Origin of the sequence: Actinacidiphila bryophytorum, from assembly GCF_016916835.1 — a bacterium.
In the GTDB taxonomy this organism is placed as follows: domain Bacteria; phylum Actinomycetota; class Actinomycetes; order Streptomycetales; family Streptomycetaceae; genus Actinacidiphila; species Actinacidiphila bryophytorum.
Genome location: NZ_JAFFIX010000009.1, coordinates 155538 through 179547, shown reverse-complemented (window position 1 = coordinate 179547; position 24010 = coordinate 155538). Strand labels below are relative to the sequence as shown.

Sequence of the window (24010 nt, the reverse complement as noted above, 5' to 3'; positions counted from 1 at the left end):
GAGAGCGGTACGGCATGGGTGAGGTCTTCGCAGGCCGTTACGAGCTGGTGGACCCGATCGGGCGCGGAGGTGCGGGCGCGGTCTGGCGGGCCTGGGACCAGCGGCGCCGCCGCTATGTGGCAGCGAAGGTCCTCCGGCAGAGCGACGCCCACGCGCTGCTGCGCTTCGTGCGCGAGCAGGCGATGCGCATCGACCACCCGCACGTCCTGGCCCCGGCGAGCTGGGCGGCCGACGACGACCAGGTGCTGTTCACCATGGACCTGGTGCACGGCGGCTCGCTGTCGCACCTGATCGGCGACTACGGCCCGCTCCCGCCGCGCTATGTGTGCGTGCTGATCGACCAGCTGCTGTCCGGGCTGCACGCGGTGCACGCCGAGGGCATCATCCACCGGGACATCAAGCCGGCGAACATCCTGCTGGAGGCGACCGGCACCGGCACCCCGCATGTGCGGCTCTCGGACTTCGGCATCGCCATGCGCAAGGGTGAGCCGCGGCTCACCGAGGCGGACTTCGTGGTGGGGACGCCCGGCTACTTCGCGCCTGAGCAGATGCTGGGCGCGGAGCCGGACGTCCCCGCCGACCTCTACGCCGTCGGCCTGGTGGCGCTGTATCTGCTGAGCGGTCAGAAGCCGGACTCGCGCGCAATTGCCGAGCGTTTCCTCGCCGACGGTGTGCCGCCCGCGCCCGTCGGGGTGCCGGAGCCGCTGTGGCAGGTGATCGCCGCGCTGCTGCAGCCGGATCCGCGGGCCAGGTTCCGTACCGCCACCGGGGCGCGCAAGGCGCTGGCCGGCGCCGTCGAGCTGCTGCCAGAGCCGGCGCCGGGGGAGGAGCCGGTGGAGATCTTCGACCAGATCGGGCCACTGCCTGCCGGTTTCGGTGCGGACGGCCCGCTGCCCGCGGCTCCCGCGCCTCCCGCGGCGGGCGAGCAGGTACCCGCGCCCGCGGCGGGACCCGGCACCGTATCGGCGCCAGTACGCCCGCAGGCGCCGCCCGCGCCTCCCGCGCCTCCCGCGCCGCCCCGCCAGGCCGCCGAGCCGGCCTATGTGTCGCCGACGACGGGCTACCCGCTGGCCGCCCCGGCGGAGCACCCGCCGACCAGGACCGACGTCCCGAACCCCGCGCCCGCGGCGCCGGCACAAGGCCCGGCACCCCAGGTCCCGGCCCCGCAGCCGCCCCTACCAGCGGCAACCGCCCCCGCGGCACATGCCCCGGTGCGCCGACCGGGACCACCCGCTTCCGTGGTGATCCCGGTCCTCGTCCTTGCCGCGATCTGCTTCGCGGTCGGCATCTACGCGCTGGCCGGCTGACGGCGGGGCGCCGCCCCCGCGGTCACCAGGACGGCGGCGGCCCGAAACCGGACTGCGGCGGCAGCTGCTGCGTGACGGTGTCGGGCGCCGCGACCGCCCGCCGCCGGGCGGTGAGCACCCAGACGGCCAGCGCCAGCACCAGCACGGTGCCCGCGCCGAGCGCGGCGAAGCCGAGGAAGCGCCTGGCCGAGGTCCCGGACGACGAACCGGCGGACTGCGGCGTCCCGTTCGCCGCGGACACGTCGTGCGCGTCGATGCCGATGCCCGCCGCCTTCGGGTCCCCCGCGTAGGCGGGCGCGGACTGGGCCGCGCCCGTGACGTCCACCCGCAGCGTCACCGGCACGGGGCCGCTGACCGCCTGCGCCACGTCGGGGTGCACGGTGACCGCGAAGTAGTACCAGCCCGCGTACCGCACCCGCGCGACGTCGGAGTCGTCGGCGGCGCGGTTGGCGTACGAGACCGGCGCCAGCTGCTCGTACAGCGACGTCGGGGTGCCCTCGTAGGAGTGGTCCTGGTCGTCGATGAGTTCGCGTACGGGGCTGTAGGCGGCGAGCCGCACCCCGGAGCCGACATAGGGGCTGGACTGGGTGGTCTGGGCGCTGGAGAAGTCGGAGAAGACCGTCGCCTGCTGGCCCCAGTCGACCGGGACCTTGTAGAAGCGGGTCTCGCCCGGCAGCACCCGGTCCTTCCAGATGCCGGTCTTGACCGCGGCCGCGGTCTCGAACGACGTGCCGCCGGCGGCCTGCTGCGGGGTCCCCGCGGTCAGCGGGGTCGGCGACGCCGTGCCCAGCCCGTCCGGCGCGTGGCCGGCCGCGGCACCGCTCTTGAGCGGCGGTTCGAGGACGTAGCGCAGCTCCAGCGGCCAGGCGGCCGGGTCGGACGCGCCGTCGCTGGTGCGGTGCACCGACAGGGTGTACTGGTTGGCGTCCTGGCAGGAGGTGTCCACGCCGATCAGCCGGGACACCGCACTGCCGACCGGGCGGACGGCGCCGTCGTCCCCGAAGTGCGCGTCCACGCTGTCGCAGTCGTCGCCGTCCGCGCTCTCCAGCTTCAGCTCGATGCCGTCGTTGTACGCCACCCGGCCGCCGGGGGGCGGCAGCGCGAAGGCCGAGGCATATGCGGAGGACTTGGCGTCCAGCGTGATGCCGTACATGCGCGTCTCGCCGACCTTGATGGTGTCGTGGTAGGTGACGCCGGGCTGCATCAGGGGGGCGTCCGCGGTGGTCGCGGCACCCGCCAGTGCCTGGCCCTGCGGCGCCCAGGTGGCGGGCGCGCCGGGACCCGTCGTCGGGGTCGTCCCGTCGTCGGCGGCTGCGGCACCGCCCTGGACGCCCTGCAAGGCGGTGAAGGCCAGCAGCGCCGTCGCCGCGGTATATATGCCGCGCCGTCGTGTCGCCGCGGTGTACATACCGCGCCCTATGCCACGCCGTCCCGCGGCGGCGCCATATACGGCGTGCATCGTCGTCGAACCCCGTGTCATGCCCCACCCCTTGTCGTACGGCTCCGCAGGCGGTGCACCAGCGCCGCCGTTCCGATCCCGGCGAGCGCGACGGCGCCGCCCGTCCCCGCTGCCACCAGATCCATGCCGCGCAGGCCGCCGCCCGACGCGGAGGCGGCAGCAGCCGCGCCCTGGCCCGCGGCGCCCTTGCCGTCACCGCCCGCGGCGCCCTGCCGCCCGTGCTCCGCGCCCCGGGAGGCGAGCGCCGGCGCCTGGTACTGCGGCCCCGCCAGCTCCGTGCCGGTGACGTCGACCCGCAGGACCACGCCCACCGCGGTGTTCCTGGCCAGTTGCGCCGCGTCAGGGCCGAGCCCGACCGCGATCCAGTAGTCGCCGGCGGTGTGGACGGTGGCCGCGTCGGACTCGTCCACCCACCGGTTGGTCCAGGTCACCGGTACGGTGCCGAGGCCGACGGAGACCGGCGTCCCGCTGTAGGGCCGGTTGTCCCGGGCGTCCGAGGCGTCGCCGACCTGCAGCCGGCCCGGCCCGTACGCGGCGGTCTGCACGAAGGTCGACGCCGAGGACGTACCGCCGTCGAGCACCGGCTCGTTGGCGAACTCGGCCGCATAGCTGAGCTGCTGGCCCCAGCCGACGTGCACCTTGTAGTAGCGGGTCTGCCCAGGCAGCAGCCGGTCGCGCCAGACGCCCTCGGTCAGCGGCGTCGCGTCGTTGAAGCCGGTGCCGCCCGCCCGGTCCTTCGGGGTGCCGGCCAGCGGTGCTGGGGCGGTGCCGTAGTCGGTCCGCGCCGCCGCGGGGACGGTGCCCTTGGGCAGCGGCGCCTCGTTGTCGAAGCGCAGCTCGACCGGCCAGCGGCTGGTGTCCGAGGTCGCCGCGGTGGTGCGGTGCACGGACAGCAGGTAGCGGCCCGCCTTGTCGCAGTCGTCCTTGCCGTCCCTGGTCGGCACCCGGCTCACCGCACCGGTCAGGATCATCGCGCCCTCGTCCTGCCCGAAGTGCGCGGAGTCGGAGCCGCAGGTGAAGGAGTACTCCCCCGTCGTGGTCAGCTTCAGCTCGATGCCGTCGCCGTAGTCCACCGGCACACCCGGCTGCGGGACGGCCGTCGCGGACAGGTCGGCGGTGCTCGCCGCGTCCAGCGGGACGGCGTACCAGCGGGTCTCGCCGGGGCCGATGGTGTCGGTGTACTGCCCGGGGCCGACGGCCGCGGCCTTCGCCGCGCTCGCCCCGCCGGTCACCGGTGTGCCCGCCATGCGGTAGGCGTCGGCGCTCAGCTGCGAGGCGCGCACCAGCTGACGGGCCAGTGCGGCGGCGTCGGGGGCGTCGTAGTAGGCGCCGTGCCCGGCTTTGGCGATGCATTCCAGCTCGTCGCGTGCGGCGCCCTTGACCTGGAAGCCGACGGTTTCGATCCGCAGGTCCAGGCCGTCGCCCGCGAGGCCTGCGGCCACCTGGCAGGGCTTGGGCGCCCCGCAGTTGGACTCCCCGTCGGAGACCAGCAGGATCGTCCGCCGTCCGCTCGCGGGCAGGTCGGCGGCGGCCTTGGTGAGGGCGAGCGCGGTCGGGGTGTCGCCCTTGGGCTGGACGGCGGCGACCGCCTGCTTCACGGCGGCCCTGTCCAGCGCGGTGACCGGCTGGGCCAGCGAGGTGTCGTCGCAGCCGTGGGCCTTGCCCGCGCCGTAGACGCGAAGCCCGGTCGGGTATCCGTCGGGCAGCCCGTCCACGACCGAGCCGACGGCGGTGCGGGCCGACTCGATGCGGGTGTGCCCGGAGCCGTCGGGTCCTGCCATGGACCCCGAGGAGTCCAGCACCATGATCAGGCTGCCGTCCTGGCTGCCCGTCGAGGGCGGTGCGGCCCAGGCCGCGGTGGCGGTGAGCACACCGGCCCCCACCAGCCCTGCGAGCCCTGCCAGCCCCGCGAGCAGCAGGCCGGCGGCCGGCCGCAGCAGCAGCCCCGGCGGTGGTCGTCGTCTCATGGCGCCACTTCCCCCTCGTTCCGCACCGACACATCAGCGTTTGCTCAAGCAAAGTAAGCGATTTGCTGGCGCAAACTCAAGCGGCGGCGGTCACGGTCCTGCAACAACACCGGGAACACCAAAGGTCCCGGCCGCAGAGTGCAGCCGGGACCCGGGGCGGTCGCAGCACCTCGTGGTGCCGCACCGCCGTCTCACACGTTCGCGCCGGAACCCGCCGGGACAGCGTCAGTGGCTTCCGTCCACAGGTCCTGCTCGGCGCGGTCCGCCTGAATCTGTCGGTACACGAACAGCCCGGCGACGGCGGCCAGTGCGACCAGGAGAATCTTCTTCATCGCGTGACCTCCTCCTTCATGGGTGGGGACAGCATCTGACGGCCCCGACTATACACAGCAGTCGATACCGAACGGTGACCTGAGGTCGGTTTGGCAGGGCGAAGACCTGGAGGCACAGGCCCGGCGGGGCGCAGACGCCGAGAGGGACCTCCTCGAATCGAGAAGGTCCCTCTCACGCGGTGGGGCTACCAGGACTTGAACCTGGGGCCTCTTCCTTATCAGGGAAGCGCTCTAACCGTCTGAGCTATAGCCCCGCGCTGCACCGAAAGATTAGCGCACAGCAGGCCATGTCCCAAAATCGGTATCCCGGCGACCGGCCGCGGCCTATTCGTCCTCGGCCAGCGTCAGCTCGACGCCGCCCACGAAACCGGCCGACAGGTTGTAGATGAAGGCGCCCAGCGTGGCCAGCGCGGTGGCCAGCACCACGTCGATGACCGCGATCACCGTGGTGAAGAGCATCACGCGGTTCAGCGACAGGAAGGACACCAGGTCGAAGCCGCCCTTGCCGCCCTGCTCCGACGTGGTGGCCTCGCTGATGGTCGAGCCGACGGTGCTGAAGACGCCGATGGTGTCCAGCACCATCCACAGCACGGCGACGGCCACGATGGTGCAGATGCCCAGCGCGATGGACAGCAGGAAGCTGACCTTCATCACCGACCACGGGTCGGCCTTGGCGATCCGCAGCCGCGCCTTGCGGGTGCGCGGCGCCGTGCGGGCGGCCGGGCGCGGCCTGCGCACCCCGGCAGCCGCCGGCGAGGCGTGCCCGCCCTGGGTGCCGCCGGGCTTGCCCGGCTTGGCCCCCGCGCGGCCGCCGTGGCCGGTCGGAGCGGCGGTCGGCGGCACCGGCGGTGCACCGGGCGGCGGCGGAGGCGTGTACGCCTGCGGCGGCTGGTGCGGCTGGGCCGGCTGACGGGTGCCCGTCACGGCGTATCCCCCCTCGTCCGGGCCGTTGAGGTTGGCGGAGCCACGGGCACCCCCGGACCTCCCGGCCCCACCCGCGGCGCCCGTGGCTCCACTCACGGCTTACTCCTCCGGTTCACCGGCCGCGGGCTGACCGCCCTCGGCCGCAACGTCGTGCTCGCTGCTGCGCTCACTGTCGTTCACGGTGTCATCATCCTCGACGCCGGCTGTGCCCGCCGCCTCCGGATCATCCTCCGCCTCGGCATTGCGCGCGATGCCGACGACGGCATCCCGCTTCCCGAGGTTGATCAGCTGGACGCCCATGGTGTCACGGCCCGTCTCCCTGACCTCGTTGACCCGCGTGCGGATCACCCCGCCGCTGAGCGTGATGGCGAGGATCTCATCGGTCTCCTCGACCACCAGCGCCCCGACCAGCGAGCCCCGGTCCTCCACGATCTTGGCCGCCTTGATCCCCAGTCCGCCGCGGCCCTGCACCCGATACTCGTCCACCGGTGTGCGTTTCGCATAGCCGCCGTCGGTGGCGGTGAAGACGAACGTACCGGTCCTGACGACATTCATCGAGAGCAGTTCGTCTCCCTCACGGAAACTCATGCCCTTCACACCCGACGTCGCCCGGCCCATCGGCCGCAGCGCGTCGTCCGACGCGGTGAAGCGGATGCACTGGGCCTTGCGGCTGACCAGCAGCAGGTCGTCGTCCGCGGAGACCAGCTCCGCGCCGATCAGCTCGTCCGACCCGGCGGCGCCGCCCGCCTCGCCCTCGGACTCCCGCAGGTTGATGGCGATCACGCCGCCCGAGCGCGGGGAGTCGTAGTCCTTGAGCGCGGTCTTCTTCACCAGGCCGGACTTGGTGGCCAGCACCAGGTACGGCGCCGCCTGGTAGTCCTTGATGGCCAGGATCTGGGCGATCCGCTCGTCGGGCTGGAAGGCCAGCAGGTTGGCCACGTGCTGGCCGCGCGCGTCCCGGCCGGCGTCGGGCAGCTCGTAGGCCTTGGCACGGTAGACCCGGCCCTTGTTCGTGAAGAACAGCAGCCACTGGTGGGTGGTGGTCACGAAGAAGTGGTCGACGATGTCGTCCTGCTTGAGCTTCGTGCCGCGTACGCCCTTGCCGCCGCGCTTCTGCGAGCGGTAGTCCTCGGTCTTGGTGCGCTTGACGTAGCCGCCACGGGTGATCGTGACGACGATGTCCTCCTCGGCGATCAGGTCCTCGATGGACATGTCGCCGTCGAAGGGCACCAGCTTGCTGCGCCGGTCGTCGCCGAACTTGTCGACGATCGCCTGCAGCTCCTCGCTGATGATCTGCCGCTGCTTCTCCGGCGAGGCGAGGATCGCGTTGTACTCGTTGATCTTCGCCTGCAGCTCGTCGTGCTCGGCGATGATCTTCTGCCGCTCCAGGGCGGCCAGCCGGCGCAGCTGCATCTCCAGGATCGCGTTGGCCTGGATCTCGTCGATGTCCAGCAGGCCCATCAGGCCCTCGCGCGCGACCTCGACGGTCTCACTGCGCCGGATGAGCGCGATGACCTCGTCGATCGCGTCCAGCGCCTTGAGCAGGCCGCGCAGGATGTGGGCGCGCTCCTCGGCCTTGCGCAGCCGGAAGCGGGTGCGCCGGATGATGACCTCGACCTGGTGGTTCACCCAGTTGCGGATGAACGCGTCCAGCGACAGGGTGCGCGGCACGCCGTCGACCAGGGCCAGCATGTTGGCGCCGAAGTTGGTCTGCAGGTCGGTGTGCTTGTAGAGGTTGTTCAGCACCACCTTGGCGACCGCGTCCCGCTTGAGGACGATCACCAGCCGCTGGCCGGTGCGCGAGGAGGTCTCGTCGCGCACGTCGGCGATGCCGCCGATCTTGCCGTCCTTGACCAGGTCGGCGATCTTCTGCGCCAGGTTGTCGGGGTTGGTCTGGTACGGCAGCTCGGTGACGACCAGGCACTGCCGGTTCTGGATCTCCTCGACCGCGACGATCGCCCGCATGGTGATCGAGCCGCGCCCGGTGCGGTACGCGTCCTCGATGCCCTTGCGGCCCACGACCAGCGCGCCGGTGGGGAAGTCGGGGCCCTTGATGCGCTCCATGAGCGCGTCGAGCAGCTCCTCGGGGGTCGCGTCGGGGTTGGCCAGGCACCACTGGGCGCCGTCGGCGACCTCGCGCAGGTTGTGCGGCGGGATGTTGGTGGCCATGCCGACCGCGATACCGGCCGAGCCGTTGATCAGCAGGTTCGGGAAGCGCGACGGCAGGACCGTCGGCTCCTGGTTGCGGCCGTCGTAGTTGTCCTGGAGGTCGACGGTCTCCTCGTCGATGTCCCTGACCATCTCCATGGACAGCGGCATCATCTTGCACTCGGTGTACCGCATGGCGGCGGCCGGGTCGTTGCCCGGTGAACCGAAGTTGCCGTTGGAGTCCACCAGCGGCATCCGCATCGACCACGGCTGCGCCAGGCGGACCAGCGCGTCGTAGATCGAGGAGTCGCCGTGCGGGTGGTAGGTGCCCATGACGTCGCCGACGACGCGCGCGCACTTGTAGAAGCCCTTCTCGGGCCGGTAGCCGCCGTCGTACATGGCGTACAGCACCCGGCGGTGCACCGGCTTGAGGCCGTCGCGCACGTCGGGCAGCGCTCGCGACACGATGACGGACATCGCGTAGTCGAGGTAGCTGCGCTGCATCTCGGTCTCGAGCCCGACGGGCTCGACACGCAGTCCGCCGGCCTCGTTGCGCACTTCCCGCTCGGACTCGGGGACGTCGGGCACGGGTGGGATGTTGGGGTTCTCGTCGGCCATCGCTGTCAGAAAGTCCTTTCACACGGCCAGGTGGGGGGCCGACTCAGATGTCCAGGAACCGGACGTCCTTGGCATTGCGCTGGATGAACGACCGACGGGCTTCCACGTCCTCGCCCATCAGCACCGAGAACAGGTCGTCGGCCTGTGCCGCGTCGTCCAGCGTGACCTGGCCGAGCACCCGGTGGTCGATGTCCATCGTGGTGACCCGCAGCTCCTCCGCGTTCATCTCGCCCAGGCCCTTGAAGCGCTGGATCGAGTCCTCGCGGATCCGCTTGCCGCCCTGCTTGCCCAGCTCCACCAGCGCGTCGCGCTCGCGGTCGGAGTAGGCGTACTCGAAGTCGTCGCGGCCCCACTTGATCTTGTACAGCGGCGGCCGGGACAGGTAGACGTGCCCGGCCTCGACCAGCGGGCGCATGAAGCGGAAGAGGAAGGTCAGCAGCAGGGTGTTGATGTGCTGGCCGTCGACGTCGGCGTCCGCCATCAGGATGATCTTGTGATACCGCAGCTTGGCGATGTCGAAGTCCTCGTGGACCCCGGTGCCGAAGGCCGAGATCAGCGCCTGGATCTCGGTGTTCTGCAGGATCTTGTCGATCCTGGCCTTCTCCACGTTGAGGATCTTGCCGCGGATCGGCAGGATCGCCTGGTACTGCGGGTTGCGGCCGGACTTCGCGGAGCCGCCGGCCGAGTCGCCCTCGACGATGAAGATCTCGCACTTCGTCGGGTCGTTGGACTGGCAGTCGCTGAGCTTGCCGGGCAGCGACGCCGACTCCAGCAGGCCCTTGCGACGGGTCAGGTCGCGCGCCTTGCGGGCCGCGACCCGGGCGGTGGCCGCCTGGATCGACTTGCGGATGATGTCCGAGGCCTCGTTGGGGTTGCGGTCCAGCCAGTCGGTCAGGTGCTCGTGCACGACCTTCTGCACGAAGGTCTTGGCCTCCGTGTTGCCCAGCTTGGTCTTCGTCTGGCCCTCGAACTGCGGCTCGCCGAGCTTGACCGAGATGATCGCGGTCAGGCCCTCGCGGATGTCCTCGCCCGTGAGGTTGTCGTCCTTCTCGCGGAGCAGCTTCTTGTCCCGCGCGTAGCGGTTGACCAGGCCGGTCAGCGCCGCGCGGAAGCCCTCCTCGTGGGTGCCGCCCTCGTGGGTGTGGATGGTGTTGGCGAAGCTGTAGACACCCTCGCTGTACTGCGTGTTCCACTGCATCGCGACCTCGACGGACAGCAGCCGCTCCTTGTCCTCCGCCTCGATGTCGATGACGGTGGGGTGGATCAGCTCGCCCTTGCGCGAGTTCAGGTACTTCACGTAGTCCACGAGGCCGCCCTCGTAGTGGTACGTGACGGCGAGCGGCTTGCCCTCCTCGTCCACGTGGTCGGCGCGCTCGTCGGTCAGCGAGATCCGCAGGCCCTTGTTGAGGAAGGCCATCTCCTGGAAGCGCCGCGAGAGCGTCTCGAAGGAGTACTCGGTGGTCTCGAAGATGTCCGGGTCGGCCCAGAAGGTGACCGAGGTGCCGGTCTCCTCGACCGCCTCGTTCTTTGCCAGCTCCGCGGTCGGCACACCCAGCTTGTAGTCCTGCGTCCAGCGGTGGCCCTCGGTGCGGACCTCGACGGCGACGCGCGAGGACAGCGCGTTCACCACGGAGACGCCGACGCCGTGCAGACCGCCGGAGACCGCGTAGCCGCCGCCGCCGAACTTGCCGCCCGCGTGCAGCACGGTCAGCACCACCTCGACGGCGGGCTTGCCCTCGGAGGGGACGATGCCGACCGGGATGCCGCGGCCGTTGTCGACGACGCGCACACCGCCGTCCGCGAGGATCGTGACGTCGATGGTGTCGGCATGGCCGGCCATCGCCTCGTCGACGGAGTTGTCCACGACCTCCTGGACCAGGTGGTGCAGGCCCCGCTCACCGGTGGAACCGATGTACATACCGGGGCGCTTGCGCACCGCCTCAAGGCCTTCCAGCACGGTGATCGCACTGGCGTCGTAGGACTTGCTGGAGTTCTCGTTGGGGTTGCCGGAATCGGCCACGAAGCGCCCTTTCTGGCACAGCACGAGCCGGGTCCCGCGGAGCGGTATCGGCTGCGTCTTCGACATGTTCCGCTGGGGACCCCTGCCGCGAGGCCGGGGGAGGGCGGTGTGTCGACCAGTCTACCGGTAGCGCCGACATGAATGGGGCTTTGCCGGTACCTCCCTTCCCATGTGCCGCCCAAAACCGCCGCCGCCCGACTCCCTACACGCAGCCCCGGTGCCAAAACGGCTCACACGGGCGTCCAGGGCTTCCGGCTGTCAAGGCCCGGCTACGCTGAGCAGGGGCGCCGCCCCGCGGTCCCGCCGACCTGTGCCGCAGCCCCACGACAGGGTCGCTCACCTGCGCGAACACCCACGAACGAGCTACCGGCGGGGCGGGTAAGTGCGCGCCCGTGGGCCCGCTCAGCCGTACGTGTCGCCGGGGCCGCGGCTGCCGGGCGCCCGCAGCCTGCCGTACGTACGGGCGGGCGCCGCGGGGCCGAGCACCTTGAGCAGCTTCACGGTGCCGTGGCCGAGGTCGGCATTCAGCCGCGCCACCAGGGTCGGGGCCAGCAGCCGCAGCTGCGTCGCCCACGCGGTGGAGTCGCAGGCCACCGTCAGGACCCGGGCCTCCTCGTCGTAGCGGTCGGGCGAGCAGTGCTGGGCCACCTCGGGGCCGACCAGCTGCGGCCAGCGGCCCATCACCCCGCCGACCGCGGCCGGCGCCTCCCAGCCGCGCTCGGTGATCAGCCGGTTGATGGCCGCACCCAGCGGCAGCGGGTCCCTGCCGTCCGCCCTGGCACCGCTGCGCAGGCCCCCCCGCCTGGCCTGCTTCTTCTGTACGGCCGCGGCGCCCCTGGCCCTGGCCTGCTCCTTCGCCGCCCGCAGCGCCACCCGCGCCAGGTCCACACCCGACGCCTCGGGGGGCGCGCTCTGCTGGGGTACGTCGCCGCTGCCCGTCTCGCTCACTGCCGAACCACCGTCCCGTTCTCCACCGAGAAGCGCGCACCGCGCAGCAGTCCCGGCACGTCGTCGTCCACAGCCGCGGTGACCAGCACCTGCTCGCCCGGCGCCACCAGCTCGGCCAGCCGCTCCCGGCGCCTGGCGTCCAGCTCGGCGAAGACGTCGTCGAGGACCAGCACCGGTTCGCCGCCGTCCGCGCACAGCAGCTCGTAGGAGGCCAACCGCAGCGCCAGCGCGTACGACCAGGACTCGCCGTGGCTGGCGTAGCCCTTGGCGGGCATCGGGCCGAGCCGCAGCACCAGGTCGTCGCGGTGCGGGCCGACCAGGGTCACCCCGCGTTCGATCTCCTGGCGCCGTGCCGCGGTCAGCGCCTCCAGCAGCCGGCCGTACAGCTCCTCGCGGCCGGCCGCGCCCGCCAGTGCGTCGTCGCCGATCGAGCTGCGGTAGTCCAGGCCCACCGGGCCGCCACCCGGCGCCAGCTGCTCGTAGGCCTTGTCGGCCAGCGGCTGCAGCGCCGCCACCAGGTCCAGGCGGTGGGCCAGCAGCTCGGCGCCGGCCGTGGCCAGGTGCTGGTCCCACACGTCCAGGGTGGAGAGGTCGGCGCCCTTGCCGCCGTGCCTGCGGGCCATCGCTGCGGTCTTGAGCAGCGTGTTGCGCTGCTTGAGCACCCTTTCGAAGTCGCTGCGCACCCCGGCCAGCCGCGGCGCCCGTGCGGTGATCAGCTCGTCGAGGAAGCGGCGGCGCTCCCCCGGGTCGCCCTTGACCAGCGCCAGGTCCTCGGGCGCGAACAGCACGCTGCGGACGATGCCGAGCAGATCGCGCGGGCGCACCTGGGAGGAGCGGTTGATCCTGGCCCGGTTGGCGCGGCCCGGGTTGATCTCCAGTTCGAGCAGCCGGCGGCGCTCGGTGTCGCCTTCGGGACCCTGCACGACCTGGGCGCGTACCACCGCCCGCTCGGCACCGATGCGGACCAGCGGGGCGTCGGAGGAGACCCGGTGGCTGCCCAGCGTCGCCAGGTAGCCGACGGCCTCGACCAGGTTGGTCTTGCCCTGCCCGTTGGGACCCACGAAAGCGGTCACGCCCGGGTCGAGCGGGACCTCGGCCCGGGCGTAGGAGCGGAAGTCGGCGAGCGACAGGTGCGCTACGTGCATCGCGTGCTTGGCGCGTCGCCGCGCCGACCTCCCTGCTGTGCGGTGTGGTGCGGGCCGCCTACTCGGCGGCGGTGACCGCGTGGCCGCCGAACTCGTTGCGGAGCGCGGCGATCATCTTCATCTGCGGCGAGTCCTCCTGGCGGGACGAGAAGCGCGCGAAGAGCGAGGCGGTGATCGCCGGCAGCGGCACCGCGTTGTCGATCGCGGCCTCCACCGTCCAGCGTCCCTCACCCGAGTCGTCGGCGTAACCGCGCAGGCCGCCCAGGTGCTCGTCCTTGTCCAGCGCGTCGACGGCCAGGTCCAGCAGCCAGGAGCGGATGACCGTGCCCGACTTCCAGGAGCGGAAGACCTCGCGGACGTCGGTGACCGAGTCCACCGCCTCCAGCAGCTCCCAGCCCTCGGCGTAGGCCTGCATCATCGCGTACTCGATGCCGTTGTGGACCATCTTCGCGAAGTGGCCCGCGCCGACCCGGCCCGCGTGGACCGCGCCGGAGTCGCCCTCGGGCTTGAGCGCGTCGAAGATCGGCTGCGCCTTGGCGACGTCCTCGTCCTTGCCGCCGTACATCAGCGCATAGCCGTTGGCCAGGCCCCAGACACCGCCGGAGACACCGCAGTCGACGAAGCCGATGCCCTTGGCCGCCAGCTCCTCCGCGTGCTTCTCGTCGTCCGTCCAGCGCGAGTTGCCGCCGTCGACCACCAGGTCGCCGGGGGAGAGCAGCTCGCCCAGCTCGTCGATGGTGGACTGGGTCGCGGCGCCGGCCGGCACCATCACCCACACCACCCGCGGTCCCTGGAGGCTGTCCACAAGCTCCTTGAGGCTGTGGACATCGGCGAGATCGGGGTTGCGGTCGTAGCCGATGACGGTGTGGCCTGCGCGGCGGATGCGCTCGCGCATGTTGCCGCCCATCTTGCCGAGACCGATGAGACCGAGCTGCATCACAGATCCTTCGTTCGAAGCGTGCCTGACCTGAGGCGAGCCTACGACGGCCCGTGCCGCGCGGCTCAGCCGGACAGCCGCACCGGCATGATCAGGTACTTGTACGCCTCGTCCGCCTCGGCGTCGACGGCCGCCCGGCCGCTGAGCAGCGCCGGCTTGGTCGACGTGGTGAACGACAGCTGGGCGGCGGGGGAGTCGATCGCGCTGAGCCCGTCCAGCAGGAAGGTGGGGTTGAAGGCGATCGAGATGTCGTCGCCCTCCAGCTTGGCGTCGACCCTTTCCACAGCCTGTGCATCGTCGCTGGAGCCGGCCTCCAGGGTGAGCACCCCCTGCTCGAAGCTCAGCCGCACCGGCGTGTTGCGCTCGGCGACCAGGGCGACGCGCTTGACGGCCTCCACGAAGGGCGCCGTCTCGATCACCGCGACCGAGGCGAACTCGGTGGGGAAGAGCGTGCGGTACTTGGGCAGGTCGCCTTCGAGCAGCCGGGTCGTGGTGCGGCGGCCCGCGCCCTCGAAGCCGATCAGGCCCTCGCCGGCGCCGGAGCCGGCCAGCGCGATGGACACGGTGTCGCCGCTGGTGAGCGACTTGGCCGTGTCCTGCAGCGTCTTGGCGGGCACCAGGGCGACGGCGGAGATGTCGGCCTGCTCGGGCTTCCACAGGAACTCGCGGACCGCGAAGCGGTAGCGGTCGGTGGCCGCCAGCGTGACCGTGTCGCCCTCGATCTCGATGCGCACACCGGTCAGCACCGGCAGCGTGTCGTCGCGGCCTGCGGCGATGGCGACCTGGCTGGCGGCGGCGGCGAAGACCTCACCGGGGACGGTGCCGGACGCCACCGGCATCGCGGGCAGCGCCGGGTACTCCTCGACCGGCAGCGTGTGCAGCGTGAAGCGGGAGCTGCCGCAGACGACGCTGACCCGCACGCCGTCGGTGGAGATCTCCACCGGACGGTTGGGGAGGGCGCGGGAGATGTCGGCGAGCAGCCGGCCGGAGACCAGGACGGTGCCCTCCTCGTCCACCTCGGCCTCGACGGCGACCCGGGCCGAGACCTCGTAGTCGAAGCCGGACAGGCTCAGCTGGCCGTCCTCGGCCTTGAGCAGCAGTCCCGCGAGCACCGGCACCGGAGGGCGGGCCGGGAGGCTGCGGGCTGCCCAAGCCACTGCCTCGGCGAGTACGTCGCGCTCCACCCGGATCTTCACCGGAACCGCCTCCTGCTTGTTGCCAGCTGTCGGGGAACAGTCTGACGCACAGGACTGTCACTCGGAGCTGCTTGGCGTCAAGCGGCGACACGGGCGGCCGGGCGGCGAGAGCCGAGTTGTGCACAGGACCCGCTTCGAAGCAGCTTCCCCGTTCTCTACGTGTAGTCGTAGTAGTAGGGGTTGTGGATACCGTGGATAACCCCTTGCTGCGCAGGTCAGGCCGCATTTTTTATCCCCAGGGCCTGTGGGTGGAGCCGGTGGACAACCAGGGCGTCCTGTGGACGGCGGAAAGTTGTGCACACCCCGTACACAGGCGACCCCGGGTTGTCCCCAGGTCTGTCCCCAGAAATACCCAGGTTCTCCCCAGGCCAACCCACCACGTTGGTGTGACGGCTTTCACTCTCCCGTGGGACAGAGGGCATTTCGTTGCCGAACAGTGGACAAAGGTGTGGAGAAGTGGCCCCGAGCTGTGCACAACCGGCCCCAACCTGTGGGCGAGCGGTGGACAACCGATCGGGGCGTGCTGTGGACGGCTGATCTGTCCACAGTCTGTGGATCACGGTTACCCACATATCCACACCCTACTGAGCAGCCAGGACGCCCTGGCAGCCGGTACGCCTGTGGAGAATATCTGGACAACTCCGGTGTCCCCAGGCTGTGGACAGACAAATCGCCGCGATCCTGTGGACAACAGGACCGCGGCGACGGGTAATCGAACAGCGAGCGGCGCGCGTCAGCTCTTGATGCGGTTGGTCAGCTCGGTCACCTGGTTGTAGATGGACCGCCGCTCGGCCATCAGGGAGCGGATCTTGCGGTCGGCGTGCATCACCGTGGTGTGGTCGCGGCCGCCGAAGAGGGCGCCGATCTTGGGCAACGAGAGGTCGGTCAGCTCTCGGCACAGGTACATGGCGATCTGCCGCGCGGTGACCAGCACCCGGCTGCGCGAGGAGCCGGACAGGTCGTCCACCGCGAGCCCGAAGTAGGCGGCGGTCTCCGCCATGATCGCGTTGCCGCTGATCTCCGGCACCGAGTCCTCGCCGCCCGGGATCAGGTCCTTCAGCACGATCTCGGTGAGCTGCAGGTCCACCGGCTGCCGGTTCAGGCTCGCGAAGGCGGTCACCCGGATCAGCGCGCCCTCCAGTTCCCGGATGTTGCGGGAGATCCGCGACGCGATGAATTCCAGCACCTCCGGCGGCGCGTTCAGCTGCTCCTGCACCGCCTTCTTGCGCAGGATCGCGATACGGGTCTCCAGCTCGGGCGGCTGGACGTCGGTGATCAGTCCCCACTCGAAGCGGTTGCGCAGCCGGTCCTCCAGGGTGACCAGCTGCTTGGGCGGCCGGTCCGAGGACAGCACGATCTGCTTGTTCGCGTTGTGCAGGGTGTTGAAGGTGTGGAAGAACTCCTCCTGCGTCGACTCCTTGCTCGCCAGGAACTGGATGTCGTCGACCAGCAGGATGTCCATGTCGCGGTACCGCTTGCGGAAGGCGTCGGCCTTGCCGTCCCTGATGGAGTTGATGAACTCGTTCGTGAACTCCTCGGAGCTGACGTACCTGACCCGGGTGCCCGGGTAGAGGCTCCGCGCGTAGTGCCCGATCGCGTGCAGCAGGTGCGTCTTGCCCAGGCCGGACTCGCCGTAGACGAACAGCGGGTTGTACGCCTTGGCCGGTGCCTCGGCCACCGCGACCGCCGCGGCGTGCGCGAAGCGGTTGGAGGCGCCGATGACGAAGGTGTCGAAGAGGTATTTCGGGTTCAGCCGGGCGGTGGGCTCCACGGCCCCGCCGCTGCCGCCCGTCCCGCTGCCGCCCGTGCCCTGCGTGCCGCCGGGGGGCGGGGGGACCGCCGAGGGCCGCTCCGCCCGGCCGGCGGGCGGCTGCCCGCCCTGCTGGGGATAGCCGCCGGCGGACGGTGACCCGTACGGCCGGTCGCCGGGGTGCGCCTGGTGCGGTACGGCCGGGTAGCCGCTGTCGAGCCGGTCGGGGCGGTAGCGGGCGATGTCCCGATTGCGATCAATGTCACGTGTGCGATCAATGTCACGACCGCGGTCCGGATCCCGGGTCCTGTCCAGGTCTCGCGGCCGGTCGAGATCCCTGGTCCGCTCCAGGTCCCTGGACCTGTCCAGCTCCCGGTAGCGGTCCCGGTCCAGGTCCGCGCGGGGGTCCCGCGCGTCCGGGTACGGGTCCTGGCGGTGCTCGGGGAAGCCGCCCGCGGACGGTACGCCCCAGTCGCCGCGGGCGGGCGGCTGCTGCCATTCGTCGTCGGGGGTGCGCGCCGGCCACTCCTCCGTACCGCCGTCCGGCTGGTCCTGCTCACCGTCGGAGGCGACCGCGATGGCGATCGCGACGGTGTGACCGAACTCATGGCTGAGGGCGTCGGTGATCAGCTGCTTGAGCTGCTGGCCCTCGAGGATCTTCTTGGCGTACTCGTTCGGTGCCGACAGCACCGCGGTGCCGGCCACCAGGACCACCGGCTTGATACGCCGCAGCCACTCCGCGTGGGTGGGTTTCAGGTCCTCGCTGTCCACCAGCAGTTTGTTGAGCACTTGGCGCCACACTGCGGCAAGATCGGCGGATACGTCAGCCACAGGGCACGCTCTCTCGGTTGCTTAGTTGCGTAGGTGGTGCAGCGAACTCCCGCGGACGTGTGGACCTCGGCAGGGGCGGGAAGAGTACGGAGTTCAGCCACGGTAATCAGCGCGGCGGGCGTGGTTCAAGTCGTTGTCCACAGGCTGTGTACAAATGGCGGGGCCGCGCCGCCGGGTTTGACCGGATGGCCTAGCCGCACGTACCGTATCGAGGTCGAGTTGTCGATGGCTGCTGCCGCCTGCCTACCGATGGGCGAGGATCTTCCGGAGCGTTAACGCTGCCGGGCGGTCGTTCAAGCGGTGCACCCGTTTGGTCCGCGAGCTTTTCGTGGGCGCACGGTGACAGCCAGGCGACGCCCCGCCGGACCCGATTTCTCCTGGAGCCCCAGAGTGAGCAAGCGCACCTTCCAGCCGAACAACCGCCGCCGCGCCAAGACCCACGGCTTCCGTCTGCGGATGCGTACCCGTGCGGGTCGCGCGATCCTCGCGACCCGTCGCGGCAAGGGCCGCGCGCGCCTGTCCGCCTGATTGCCTCAGGTCTGATGTCGTGCTGCCCACCGAGAATCGGCTGAGGCGGCGGCAGGACTTCGCGACGGCGGTTCGCCGTGGACGCCGGGCGGGCCGCCCGCTGCTGGTCGTCCATCTGCGCCGAGACGCCACCGACCCGCACGTGCCTGGGGGGAGCACTCCCCCGGCACGTGCGGGTTTCGTCGTGAGCAAGGCGGTCGGCGGGGCTGTACAGCGGAATCGGGTGAAGCGCAAACTGCGGCATCTCGTCCGGGCGCGTCTGTCACTGCTGCCCCCCGGTAGCCTGGTAGTGGTACGCGCGCTCCCCGACGCGGGAAACGCGGACCACGCACAGCTGGCCCTCGACCTGGACGCCGCACTGCAGCGGCTTCTGGGCCGTGACACCCATGGCGACGCCGAGGGGAGGGTGGCTCAATGAAATACCCACTGCTGGCACTGATCAAGCTGTACCAGTGGACGATCAGTCCACTGCTCGGCCCGGTCTGCCGGTATTACCCGTCGTGCTCCCACTACGGGTACACCGCCATCGACCGGCATGGCGCGATCAAGGGCACCGCCCTTACCGCGTGGCGCATCCTCCGGTGCAACCCCTGGTCGCCCGGCGGAGTGGACCATGTCCCGCCGCGTAAGCGGCCGCCATGGCACGAACTGCTGCGCCGCGCACTGCGGGGCGGCTCCGACGGGCCCGTCACGCCCGAGCCCACCGGACCCTCTCACGCCCAAGGAGCCTGACCGTGGGGATCCTGAACCCCCTATACGACGCAGTGTCGTGGATCATCGTCCAGTTCCACTCGTTCTACAGCCTGATCTTCGACAAGGACAGCGGCTGGGCGTGGGGTCTGTCCATCGTCTCGCTGGTGGTCCTGATCCGGATCTGCCTGATCCCGCTCTTCGTGAAGCAGATCAAGTCCACCCGCAACATGCAGGCGCTCCAGCCCAAGATGAAGGCGATCCAGGAGCGCTACAAGAACGACCGCCAGAAGCAGTCCGAAGAGATGATGAAGCTGTACAAGGAGACGGGTACCAACCCGCTCTCCTCGTGCCTGCCGATTCTGGCGCAGTCACCGTTCTTCTTCGCGCTGTACCACGTGCTCAGCAACATCGCCAAGGGCAACGAGGTCGGCGTCATCCACAACAACCTGGTCGACAGTGCGCAGCACGCGCACATCTTCGGTGCGCCGCTGGCGGCGAAGTTCACCGACGGTGCCGGGAAGGTCGAGGCGCTCGGCGCGACCCTCACCGATGTGCGGGTCGTCACCATCGTGATGATCCTGCTGATGTCGGCGTCGCAGTTCTACACCCAGCGCCAGCTGATGACGAAGAACGTCGACATGACGGTCAAGACCCCGTTCATGCAGCAGCAGAAGATGCTGATGTACGTCTTCCCGGTCATCTTCGCCGTGATGGGTATCAACTTCCCCGTCGGTGTCCTCATCTACTGGCTGACCACCAACGTGTGGACCATGGGCCAGCAGATGTTCGTGATCTACCGCAACCCCACCCCGGGCAGCCTGGCCTTCCAGCAGCGCCAGGAGCGGCTGCGGGCCAAGGGCAAGCTGGTCGAGCAGCCCGAGGAGATCGCCGCCAAGGAGGCCGTCGAGGTCGCCCGGGCCAACCGCACCCAGCCCAAGCGGCAGCCGAAGGCCAAGCGCCACACCGGCGGCGCCCCGGGCGGTCCCGGTGCCCCGCGGGCCGGTGGTTCCGGCGGGTCCGCCGCCTCCGCGGACGGCGGCAAGGCGGACACCGCGCCGGCTGCCGACGCCGCGAAGAACGGCTCTGCCAAGAGCGGCACCCCCAAGGGCGGCGCTCCCCGGTCCGGGGGCGGCAAGGGCAGCGGTGGTGCACCGCGGGCCGGCGCTCCACGGGCGGGTGCTCCCAGGGCGGGCGGTCAGAAGCAGGGCGGCGGCACAGCGGGCAAGCAGCCCGGTGGTGGCAAGGGCAAGCCGTCCAACGTCTCGTCGAAGAAGAAGTAAGAGGAGAGTCCAGGCGTGAGCGACGTCAACACCACCACGGCATCCGACAGCGGTTCGTCCGCGACTCTGACCCGGCTGGAGCAGGAGGGTGAGATCGCGGCGGACTACCTGGAGGGGCTGCTGGACATCGCCGACCTCGACGGTGACATCGACATGGATGTCGAGGGCGAGCGGGCGTCGGTGTCGATCATCGGCGACACCTCCACCCGGGAGCTGACCAAGCTCGTCGGGCGGGACGGCGAGGTGCTGGAGGCGCTGCAGGAGCTGACCCGGCTCGCGGTGCACCGGGAGACCGGTGAGCGCAGCCGGCTGATGCTGGACATCGCCGGCTTCCGCGCCCGCAAGCGCGCCGAGCTGGCGCAGCTGGGCGCTGAGGCGGCCGCGGAGGCCAAGGAGACCGGGCAGCCGGTCAAGCTGGACCCGATGACGCCGTTCGAGCGCAAGGTCGTGCATGACGCGGTCGCCGCTGCGGGGCTGCGCAGCGAGTCCGAGGGCGAGGAGCCCCAACGCAGGGTGGTCGTGCTGCCGGCCTGACCGGCTGCCCGCCCCGATCGTTCGGCCCCGTCTGCTCGCAGGCGGGGCCGAAGCTTGTCAGCCTGGACCCGAGAGAACGCGTGCGAGAACCGAGGAAAGGACAGTCCCGTGACGGAGGCAGCAGCGGAGCTTCCCGCGCCGCCCGAGCAGGCCGGGGCGGTGTTCGGCGACCGGTTCGCCGATGCGCTGCGCTATGCCGAGCTGCTGGCGGATGCCGGGGTGCAACGCGGTCTGATCGGTCCGCGCGAGGTGCCCAGGCTGTGGGAGCGGCATCTGCTGAACTGTGCGGTGCTCTCCGAGGTGATCGACGAGTCGGTGTCGGTGTGCGACGTGGGCTCGGGCGCGGGTCTGCCCGGCATCCCGCTGGCGCTGGCCCGGCCCGACCTGGAGATCACCCTGCTGGAGCCGCTGCTGCGTCGCACCACCTTCCTGGAGGAGGTCGTACGGCTGCTGGGGCTGGCCAATGTGACCGTCGTCCGGGGCCGGGCCGAGGAGATGGTCGGCAAGCTGCCGCCGGTGGACGTGGTGACCGCTCGTGCCGTGGCGCCGCTGGAGCGGCTGGCGGGCTGGGGGCTGCCCCTGCTGCGCCCGCACGGTGAGATGGCGGTACTCAAGGGCGACACCGCCGAGGAGGAGCTGAAGGCGGCCAGGGCCGCGCTCGGCAAGCTCGGTGCGGTGAGCGCGTCGGTGACCCAGGTCGGCGAGGGCGTGGTGGATCCGTTGTCCACAGTCGTCCGGGTCCTGGTGGGGGAAAGTCCCGGCGGGGTCCGTGCGGCGACCCGGCGGGCCAAGGCGGCCCGGGCCAGCCGGGCACCGCGGGGCGGCGGCAGCCCGGGGCGCCGACGCCGCTGAGCGACTGGTCGGAAACGGCCAAAACGGCATAATCCGGAGTGTCCTGTCAGGATACCACCGCGGTGCGGCGCATCGTGTTCCACGTGAAACGTCGCTCACTGCTTCCAGGAGTCCTCAGTCGCGGCCGTGCCGCGGCTGAGGCGCGCGCCAACAAGCCGACCAAGACCAATTCGGCTGTGGATAACCGGGATTTATCCACAGCCGGCCGGGGCTCGCTGGTTCAGCACCCCTCGGGCATGGCAGGCTCTTCTCATAGCGAGCCTGAAGTCGAGGAGAGTGAGTCCTTGCGGTCCGACGCCAACATCGCGGGGCCGATGGCCGACCCGGTCCCCGGTCCCCGCTCAGCTGAATCAGCCGGGGGACCGCTTTCCGTGCCCCCGGGGTTCGGGAGCGATGTTTCACGTGAAACATTGCCTCCTATGGATGACACCCCGATCGGCCGCGCTGCCCAGATGGCCGTCGAGGCGCTGAACCGCACCGGTGAGGGGCTGCCCAGACCGGCGCAGACCCGGGTGATGGTCGTTGCCAACCAGAAGGGCGGTGTCGGCAAGACCACGACCACGGTGAACCTGGCGGCCTCCCTGGCGCTGCACGGCGCCCGGGTGCTGGTGATCGACCTCGACCCGCAGGGCAACGCCTCCACGGCGCTGGGGATCGACCACCACGCCGAGGTGCCGTCGATCTACGACGTCCTGGTGGAGAGCAAGCCGCTGTCCGACGTGGTGCTGCCGGTGACCGATGTGGAGGGCCTCTTCTGCGCCCCCGCAACGATCGACCTGGCCGGCGCCGAGATCGAACTGGTCTCGCTGGTGGCCCGGGAGAGCCGGCTGCAGCGGGCGATCGAGTCCTACGAGCAGCCGCTGGACTATGTCCTGATCGACTGCCCGCCCTCGCTCGGTCTGCTCACTGTCAACGCCCTGGTGGCCGGCGCCGAGGTGGTCATCCCGATCCAGTGCGAGTACTACGCGCTGGAAGGCCTGGGGCAGCTGTTGAAGAACGTGGACCTGGTCCGCGCCCACCTCAACCCGAAGCTCCATGTCTCCACCATCCTGCTGACGATGTACGACGGCAGGACCCGTCTGGCCTCCCAGGTCGCGGAGGAGGTCCGCACCCACTTCGGCAAAGAGGTGCTGCGCACCAGCATCCCGCGGTCGGTACGCATCTCCGAGGCCCCCAGCTACGGTCAGACCGTCCTCACCTACGATCCTGGCTCCAGCGGCGCCCTGTCGTATCTGGAGGCCGCCCGGGAGATGGCGCTGCGCGGCCTGCCGGGTGGGATGGCCGTCGAGTACGACCCACAGCCGCAGGGCGAACAGCACAACGAGCAGCACCCGCACAGCATGTCGGAGGGGATCCAGTGAGTGATCGACGCAGAGGGCTCGGCCGTGGTCTCGGCGCGCTGATCCCTGCCGCGCCGCAGGCGACCAACCCCGCATCGGGGACCGCACCATCCCTGGTGCCGGACCGCGGGGTCGCGGCGGCCAAGGTGGCAGGTCTGGTCGACCGCCGCCCGGCGGACTCCGCTCCGCCGGTGGTGGAGATCCCTGTTTCACGTGAAACAGAGCCGGATCTGTCCGCGGTGCGGGTCCCGGTCGCGGGCGCCTACTTCGCAGAGCTGGAACTCGACGCGATCACCCCCAACCCGCGCCAGCCGCGAGAGGTGTTCGACGAGGACGCGCTGAACGAGCTGATCACCTCCATCAAGGAGGTCGGTCTCCTCCAGCCGGTCGTCGTCCGGCAGATCAGCACGGACCGCTTCGAGCTGATCATGGGTGAGCGCCGCTGGCGGGCCTGCCGCGAAGCGGGCCTGGAGCGCATTCCGGCGATCGTCCGGGCGACCGACGACGAGAAGCTGCTCCTGGACGCCCTGCTGGAGAACCTGCACCGGGCACAGCTGAACCCGCTGGAAGAGGCCGCGGCCTACGACCAGCTGCTGCGGGACTTCTCGTGCACCCACGAGCAGCTGGCCGACCGGATCGGGCGGTCCCGTTCGCAGGTCTCCAACACTCTGCGGCTGCTCAAGCTGCCGGCCCCGGTGCAGCGCCGGGTAGCGGCCGGGGTGATCTCCTTCGGGCACGCCCGCGCACTGCTGGCGCTGGACGACTCCGAGGCGCAGGACAAGCTGGCTCTCCGGATCGTCGCGGAGGAGCTGTCCGTCCGCACGGTCGAGGAGATCGTGAAGCTGATGAACAGCGAGCCGAAGGCCGCCAAGAAGACGGCGGCGCCGCGGGCGGGCCGCCGGGTGTCCCCGGCGCTCACCCATCTGGCCACCCGGCTCTCCGACCGCTTCGACACCCGGGTGAAGGTGGACCTGGGCCAGAAACGGGGCAAGATCGTGGTGGAGTTCGCCTCGATAGAGGATCTGGAGCGCATCCTCGGCGCGATGGCACCGGGCGAGGGCAAGGTGCTGGAGAACCGCCTCGACGACGAGGCCGAGGACGACGACGAGTGACACCGAGGCACCCCGGTCCTGAGTACCGGGGTGCCGGCGCAGTCCGGTCAGTGACCGGATCGGTCAGCGACAGGAATGGGGTCCCTGGC

Annotated in this window: 20 protein-coding genes and 1 tRNA gene; 9 read left to right on the top strand and 12 right to left on the bottom strand. The window is 70.8% G+C overall.

Annotation, left to right across the window (positions count from 1 at the left end; all coding sequences use genetic code 11):
• Nucleotides 1-14: 14 nt before the first annotated feature.
• A complete protein-coding gene (locus tag JT723_RS15965) occupies nucleotides 15-1307 on the top strand; it encodes a serine/threonine-protein kinase (RefSeq protein ID WP_205045284.1) in 1293 nt (430 codons plus the stop codon).
• 22 nt (nucleotides 1308-1329) lie between these two features.
• Here JT723_RS15965 and JT723_RS15960 read toward each other — a convergent pair whose 3' ends face one another.
• The 12 genes from JT723_RS15960 to dnaA form a co-directional block, all read right to left on the bottom strand.
• Complete coding sequence (locus tag JT723_RS15960; RefSeq protein ID WP_205045283.1) at nucleotides 1330-2715, bottom strand: hypothetical protein; 1386 nt, start codon at nucleotides 2713-2715, stop codon at nucleotides 1330-1332.
• 68 nt (nucleotides 2716-2783) lie between these two features.
• On the bottom strand, nucleotides 2784-4733 hold the full coding sequence (locus JT723_RS15955) for a vWA domain-containing protein (protein WP_205045282.1): 1950 nt from the start codon (nucleotides 4731-4733) through the stop codon (nucleotides 2784-2786).
• Nucleotides 4734-4924: 191 nt separating this feature from the next.
• Nucleotides 4925-5065 (bottom strand): DLW-39 family protein, encoded by a 141-nt coding sequence (locus JT723_RS15950; RefSeq protein WP_198535794.1) that lies wholly within the window; start codon nucleotides 5063-5065, stop codon nucleotides 4925-4927.
• Nucleotides 5066-5245: 180 nt separating this feature from the next.
• Nucleotides 5246-5319: transfer RNA gene (locus JT723_RS15945), tRNA-Ile, on the bottom strand.
• 70 nt (nucleotides 5320-5389) lie between these two features.
• Nucleotides 5390-6085, bottom strand: coding sequence for a DUF3566 domain-containing protein (locus JT723_RS36145; RefSeq protein WP_205045281.1), 696 nt, complete (start codon nucleotides 6083-6085; stop codon nucleotides 5390-5392).
• A gap of 3 nt (nucleotides 6086-6088) precedes the next feature.
• Nucleotides 6089-8755 carry a DNA gyrase subunit A gene (gene gyrA, locus JT723_RS15935; RefSeq protein ID WP_307794023.1) on the bottom strand — a complete coding sequence of 889 codons (2667 nt, stop codon included), beginning with the start codon at nucleotides 8753-8755 and terminating at the stop codon, nucleotides 6089-6091.
• Between the two features lie 43 nt (nucleotides 8756-8798).
• Entirely contained in the window at nucleotides 8799-10799 is a 2001-nt protein-coding gene (gene gyrB, locus JT723_RS15930; protein WP_251513374.1) for a DNA topoisomerase (ATP-hydrolyzing) subunit B, read from the bottom strand.
• A 378-nt stretch (nucleotides 10800-11177) separates the two neighbouring features.
• Nucleotides 11178-11723: a DciA family protein gene (locus tag JT723_RS15925; protein WP_205045280.1), complete on the bottom strand. Its 546-nt coding sequence runs from the start codon at nucleotides 11721-11723 to the stop codon at nucleotides 11178-11180.
• Nucleotides 11720-12868 carry a DNA replication/repair protein RecF gene (gene recF / locus JT723_RS15920; RefSeq protein WP_205045279.1) on the bottom strand — a complete coding sequence of 383 codons (1149 nt, stop codon included), beginning with the start codon at nucleotides 12866-12868 and terminating at the stop codon, nucleotides 11720-11722. Before recF ends, JT723_RS15925 begins: the two co-directional genes overlap by 4 nt.
• Before the next feature lie 58 nt (nucleotides 12869-12926).
• A complete protein-coding gene (gene gnd, locus JT723_RS15915; RefSeq protein WP_372441322.1) occupies nucleotides 12927-13874 on the bottom strand; it encodes a phosphogluconate dehydrogenase (NAD(+)-dependent, decarboxylating) in 948 nt (315 codons plus the stop codon).
• Nucleotides 13871-15001: a DNA polymerase III subunit beta gene (gene dnaN, locus JT723_RS15910; protein ID WP_205045277.1), complete on the bottom strand. Its 1131-nt coding sequence runs from the start codon at nucleotides 14999-15001 to the stop codon at nucleotides 13871-13873. The genes gnd and dnaN overlap by 4 nt, the downstream gene beginning before the upstream one ends.
• Nucleotides 15002-15734: 733 nt before the next feature.
• Nucleotides 15735-17582, bottom strand: coding sequence for a chromosomal replication initiator protein DnaA (gene dnaA, locus JT723_RS15905; protein ID WP_205045276.1), 1848 nt, complete (start codon nucleotides 17580-17582; stop codon nucleotides 15735-15737).
• A gap of 390 nt (nucleotides 17583-17972) precedes the next feature.
• Here dnaA and rpmH point away from each other — a divergent pair, with 390 nt between their 5' ends.
• The 8 genes from rpmH to JT723_RS15865 all read left to right on the top strand — a co-directional run bounded on the left by rpmH (nucleotide 17973) and on the right by JT723_RS15865 (nucleotide 23921).
• Entirely contained in the window at nucleotides 17973-18110 is a 138-nt protein-coding gene (rpmH, locus tag JT723_RS15900) for a 50S ribosomal protein L34 (RefSeq protein WP_030354375.1), read from the top strand.
• A 19-nt stretch (nucleotides 18111-18129) separates the two neighbouring features.
• The gene (gene rnpA, locus JT723_RS15895) at nucleotides 18130-18528 is read left to right on the top strand and encodes a ribonuclease P protein component (protein WP_205045275.1); all 399 of its coding nucleotides are present in this window, start codon (nucleotides 18130-18132) and stop codon (nucleotides 18526-18528) included.
• On the top strand, nucleotides 18525-18842 hold the full coding sequence (gene yidD, locus JT723_RS15890; protein ID WP_167981854.1) for a membrane protein insertion efficiency factor YidD: 318 nt from the start codon (nucleotides 18525-18527) through the stop codon (nucleotides 18840-18842). The genes rnpA and yidD overlap by 4 nt, the downstream gene beginning before the upstream one ends.
• Nucleotides 18843-18844: 2 nt before the next feature.
• Nucleotides 18845-20083, top strand: coding sequence for a membrane protein insertase YidC (gene yidC / locus JT723_RS15885; protein WP_372441318.1), 1239 nt, complete (start codon nucleotides 18845-18847; stop codon nucleotides 20081-20083).
• 15 nt (nucleotides 20084-20098) lie between these two features.
• Complete coding sequence (locus JT723_RS15880; RefSeq protein ID WP_205045273.1) at nucleotides 20099-20617, top strand: Jag family protein; 519 nt, start codon at nucleotides 20099-20101, stop codon at nucleotides 20615-20617.
• Nucleotides 20618-20725: 108 nt separating this feature from the next.
• Nucleotides 20726-21469 (top strand): 16S rRNA (guanine(527)-N(7))-methyltransferase RsmG, encoded by a 744-nt coding sequence (gene rsmG / locus JT723_RS15875; RefSeq protein ID WP_205045272.1) that lies wholly within the window; start codon nucleotides 20726-20728, stop codon nucleotides 21467-21469.
• Between the two features lie 236 nt (nucleotides 21470-21705).
• Nucleotides 21706-22830, top strand: a complete 1125-nt coding sequence (locus JT723_RS15870; RefSeq protein ID WP_205045398.1) for an AAA family ATPase — start codon at nucleotides 21706-21708, stop codon at nucleotides 22828-22830.
• Nucleotides 22827-23921: a ParB/RepB/Spo0J family partition protein gene (locus tag JT723_RS15865; RefSeq protein ID WP_205045271.1), complete on the top strand. Its 1095-nt coding sequence runs from the start codon at nucleotides 22827-22829 to the stop codon at nucleotides 23919-23921. The genes JT723_RS15870 and JT723_RS15865 overlap by 4 nt, the downstream gene beginning before the upstream one ends.
• The last annotated feature ends 89 nt before the right edge of the window (nucleotides 23922-24010 follow it).

Excerpts from the sequence above, each read along its gene's own strand:
- JT723_RS15965 (WP_205045284.1), top strand. The coding sequence starts at position 15 with ATGGGTGAGGTCTTCGCAGGCCGTTACGAGCTGGTGGACCCGATCGGG.
- JT723_RS15950 (WP_198535794.1), bottom strand. The coding sequence starts at position 5,065 with ATGAAGAAGATTCTCCTGGTCGCACTGGCCGCCGTCGCCGGGCTGTTC.
- yidD (WP_167981854.1), top strand. The coding sequence starts at position 18,525 with ATGAAATACCCACTGCTGGCACTGATCAAGCTGTACCAGTGGACGATC.
- JT723_RS15960 (WP_205045283.1), bottom strand. The coding sequence starts at position 2,715 with ATGTACACCGCGGCGACACGACGGCGCGGCATATATACCGCGGCGACG.
- JT723_RS15870 (WP_205045398.1), top strand. The coding sequence starts at position 21,706 with ATGGCAGGCTCTTCTCATAGCGAGCCTGAAGTCGAGGAGAGTGAGTCC.
- gyrA (WP_307794023.1), bottom strand. The coding sequence starts at position 8,755 with ATGGCCGACGAGAACCCCAACATCCCACCCGTGCCCGACGTCCCCGAG.
- JT723_RS15955 (WP_205045282.1), bottom strand. The coding sequence starts at position 4,733 with ATGAGACGACGACCACCGCCGGGGCTGCTGCTGCGGCCGGCCGCCGGC.
- recF (WP_205045279.1), bottom strand. The coding sequence starts at position 12,868 with ATGCACGTAGCGCACCTGTCGCTCGCCGACTTCCGCTCCTACGCCCGG.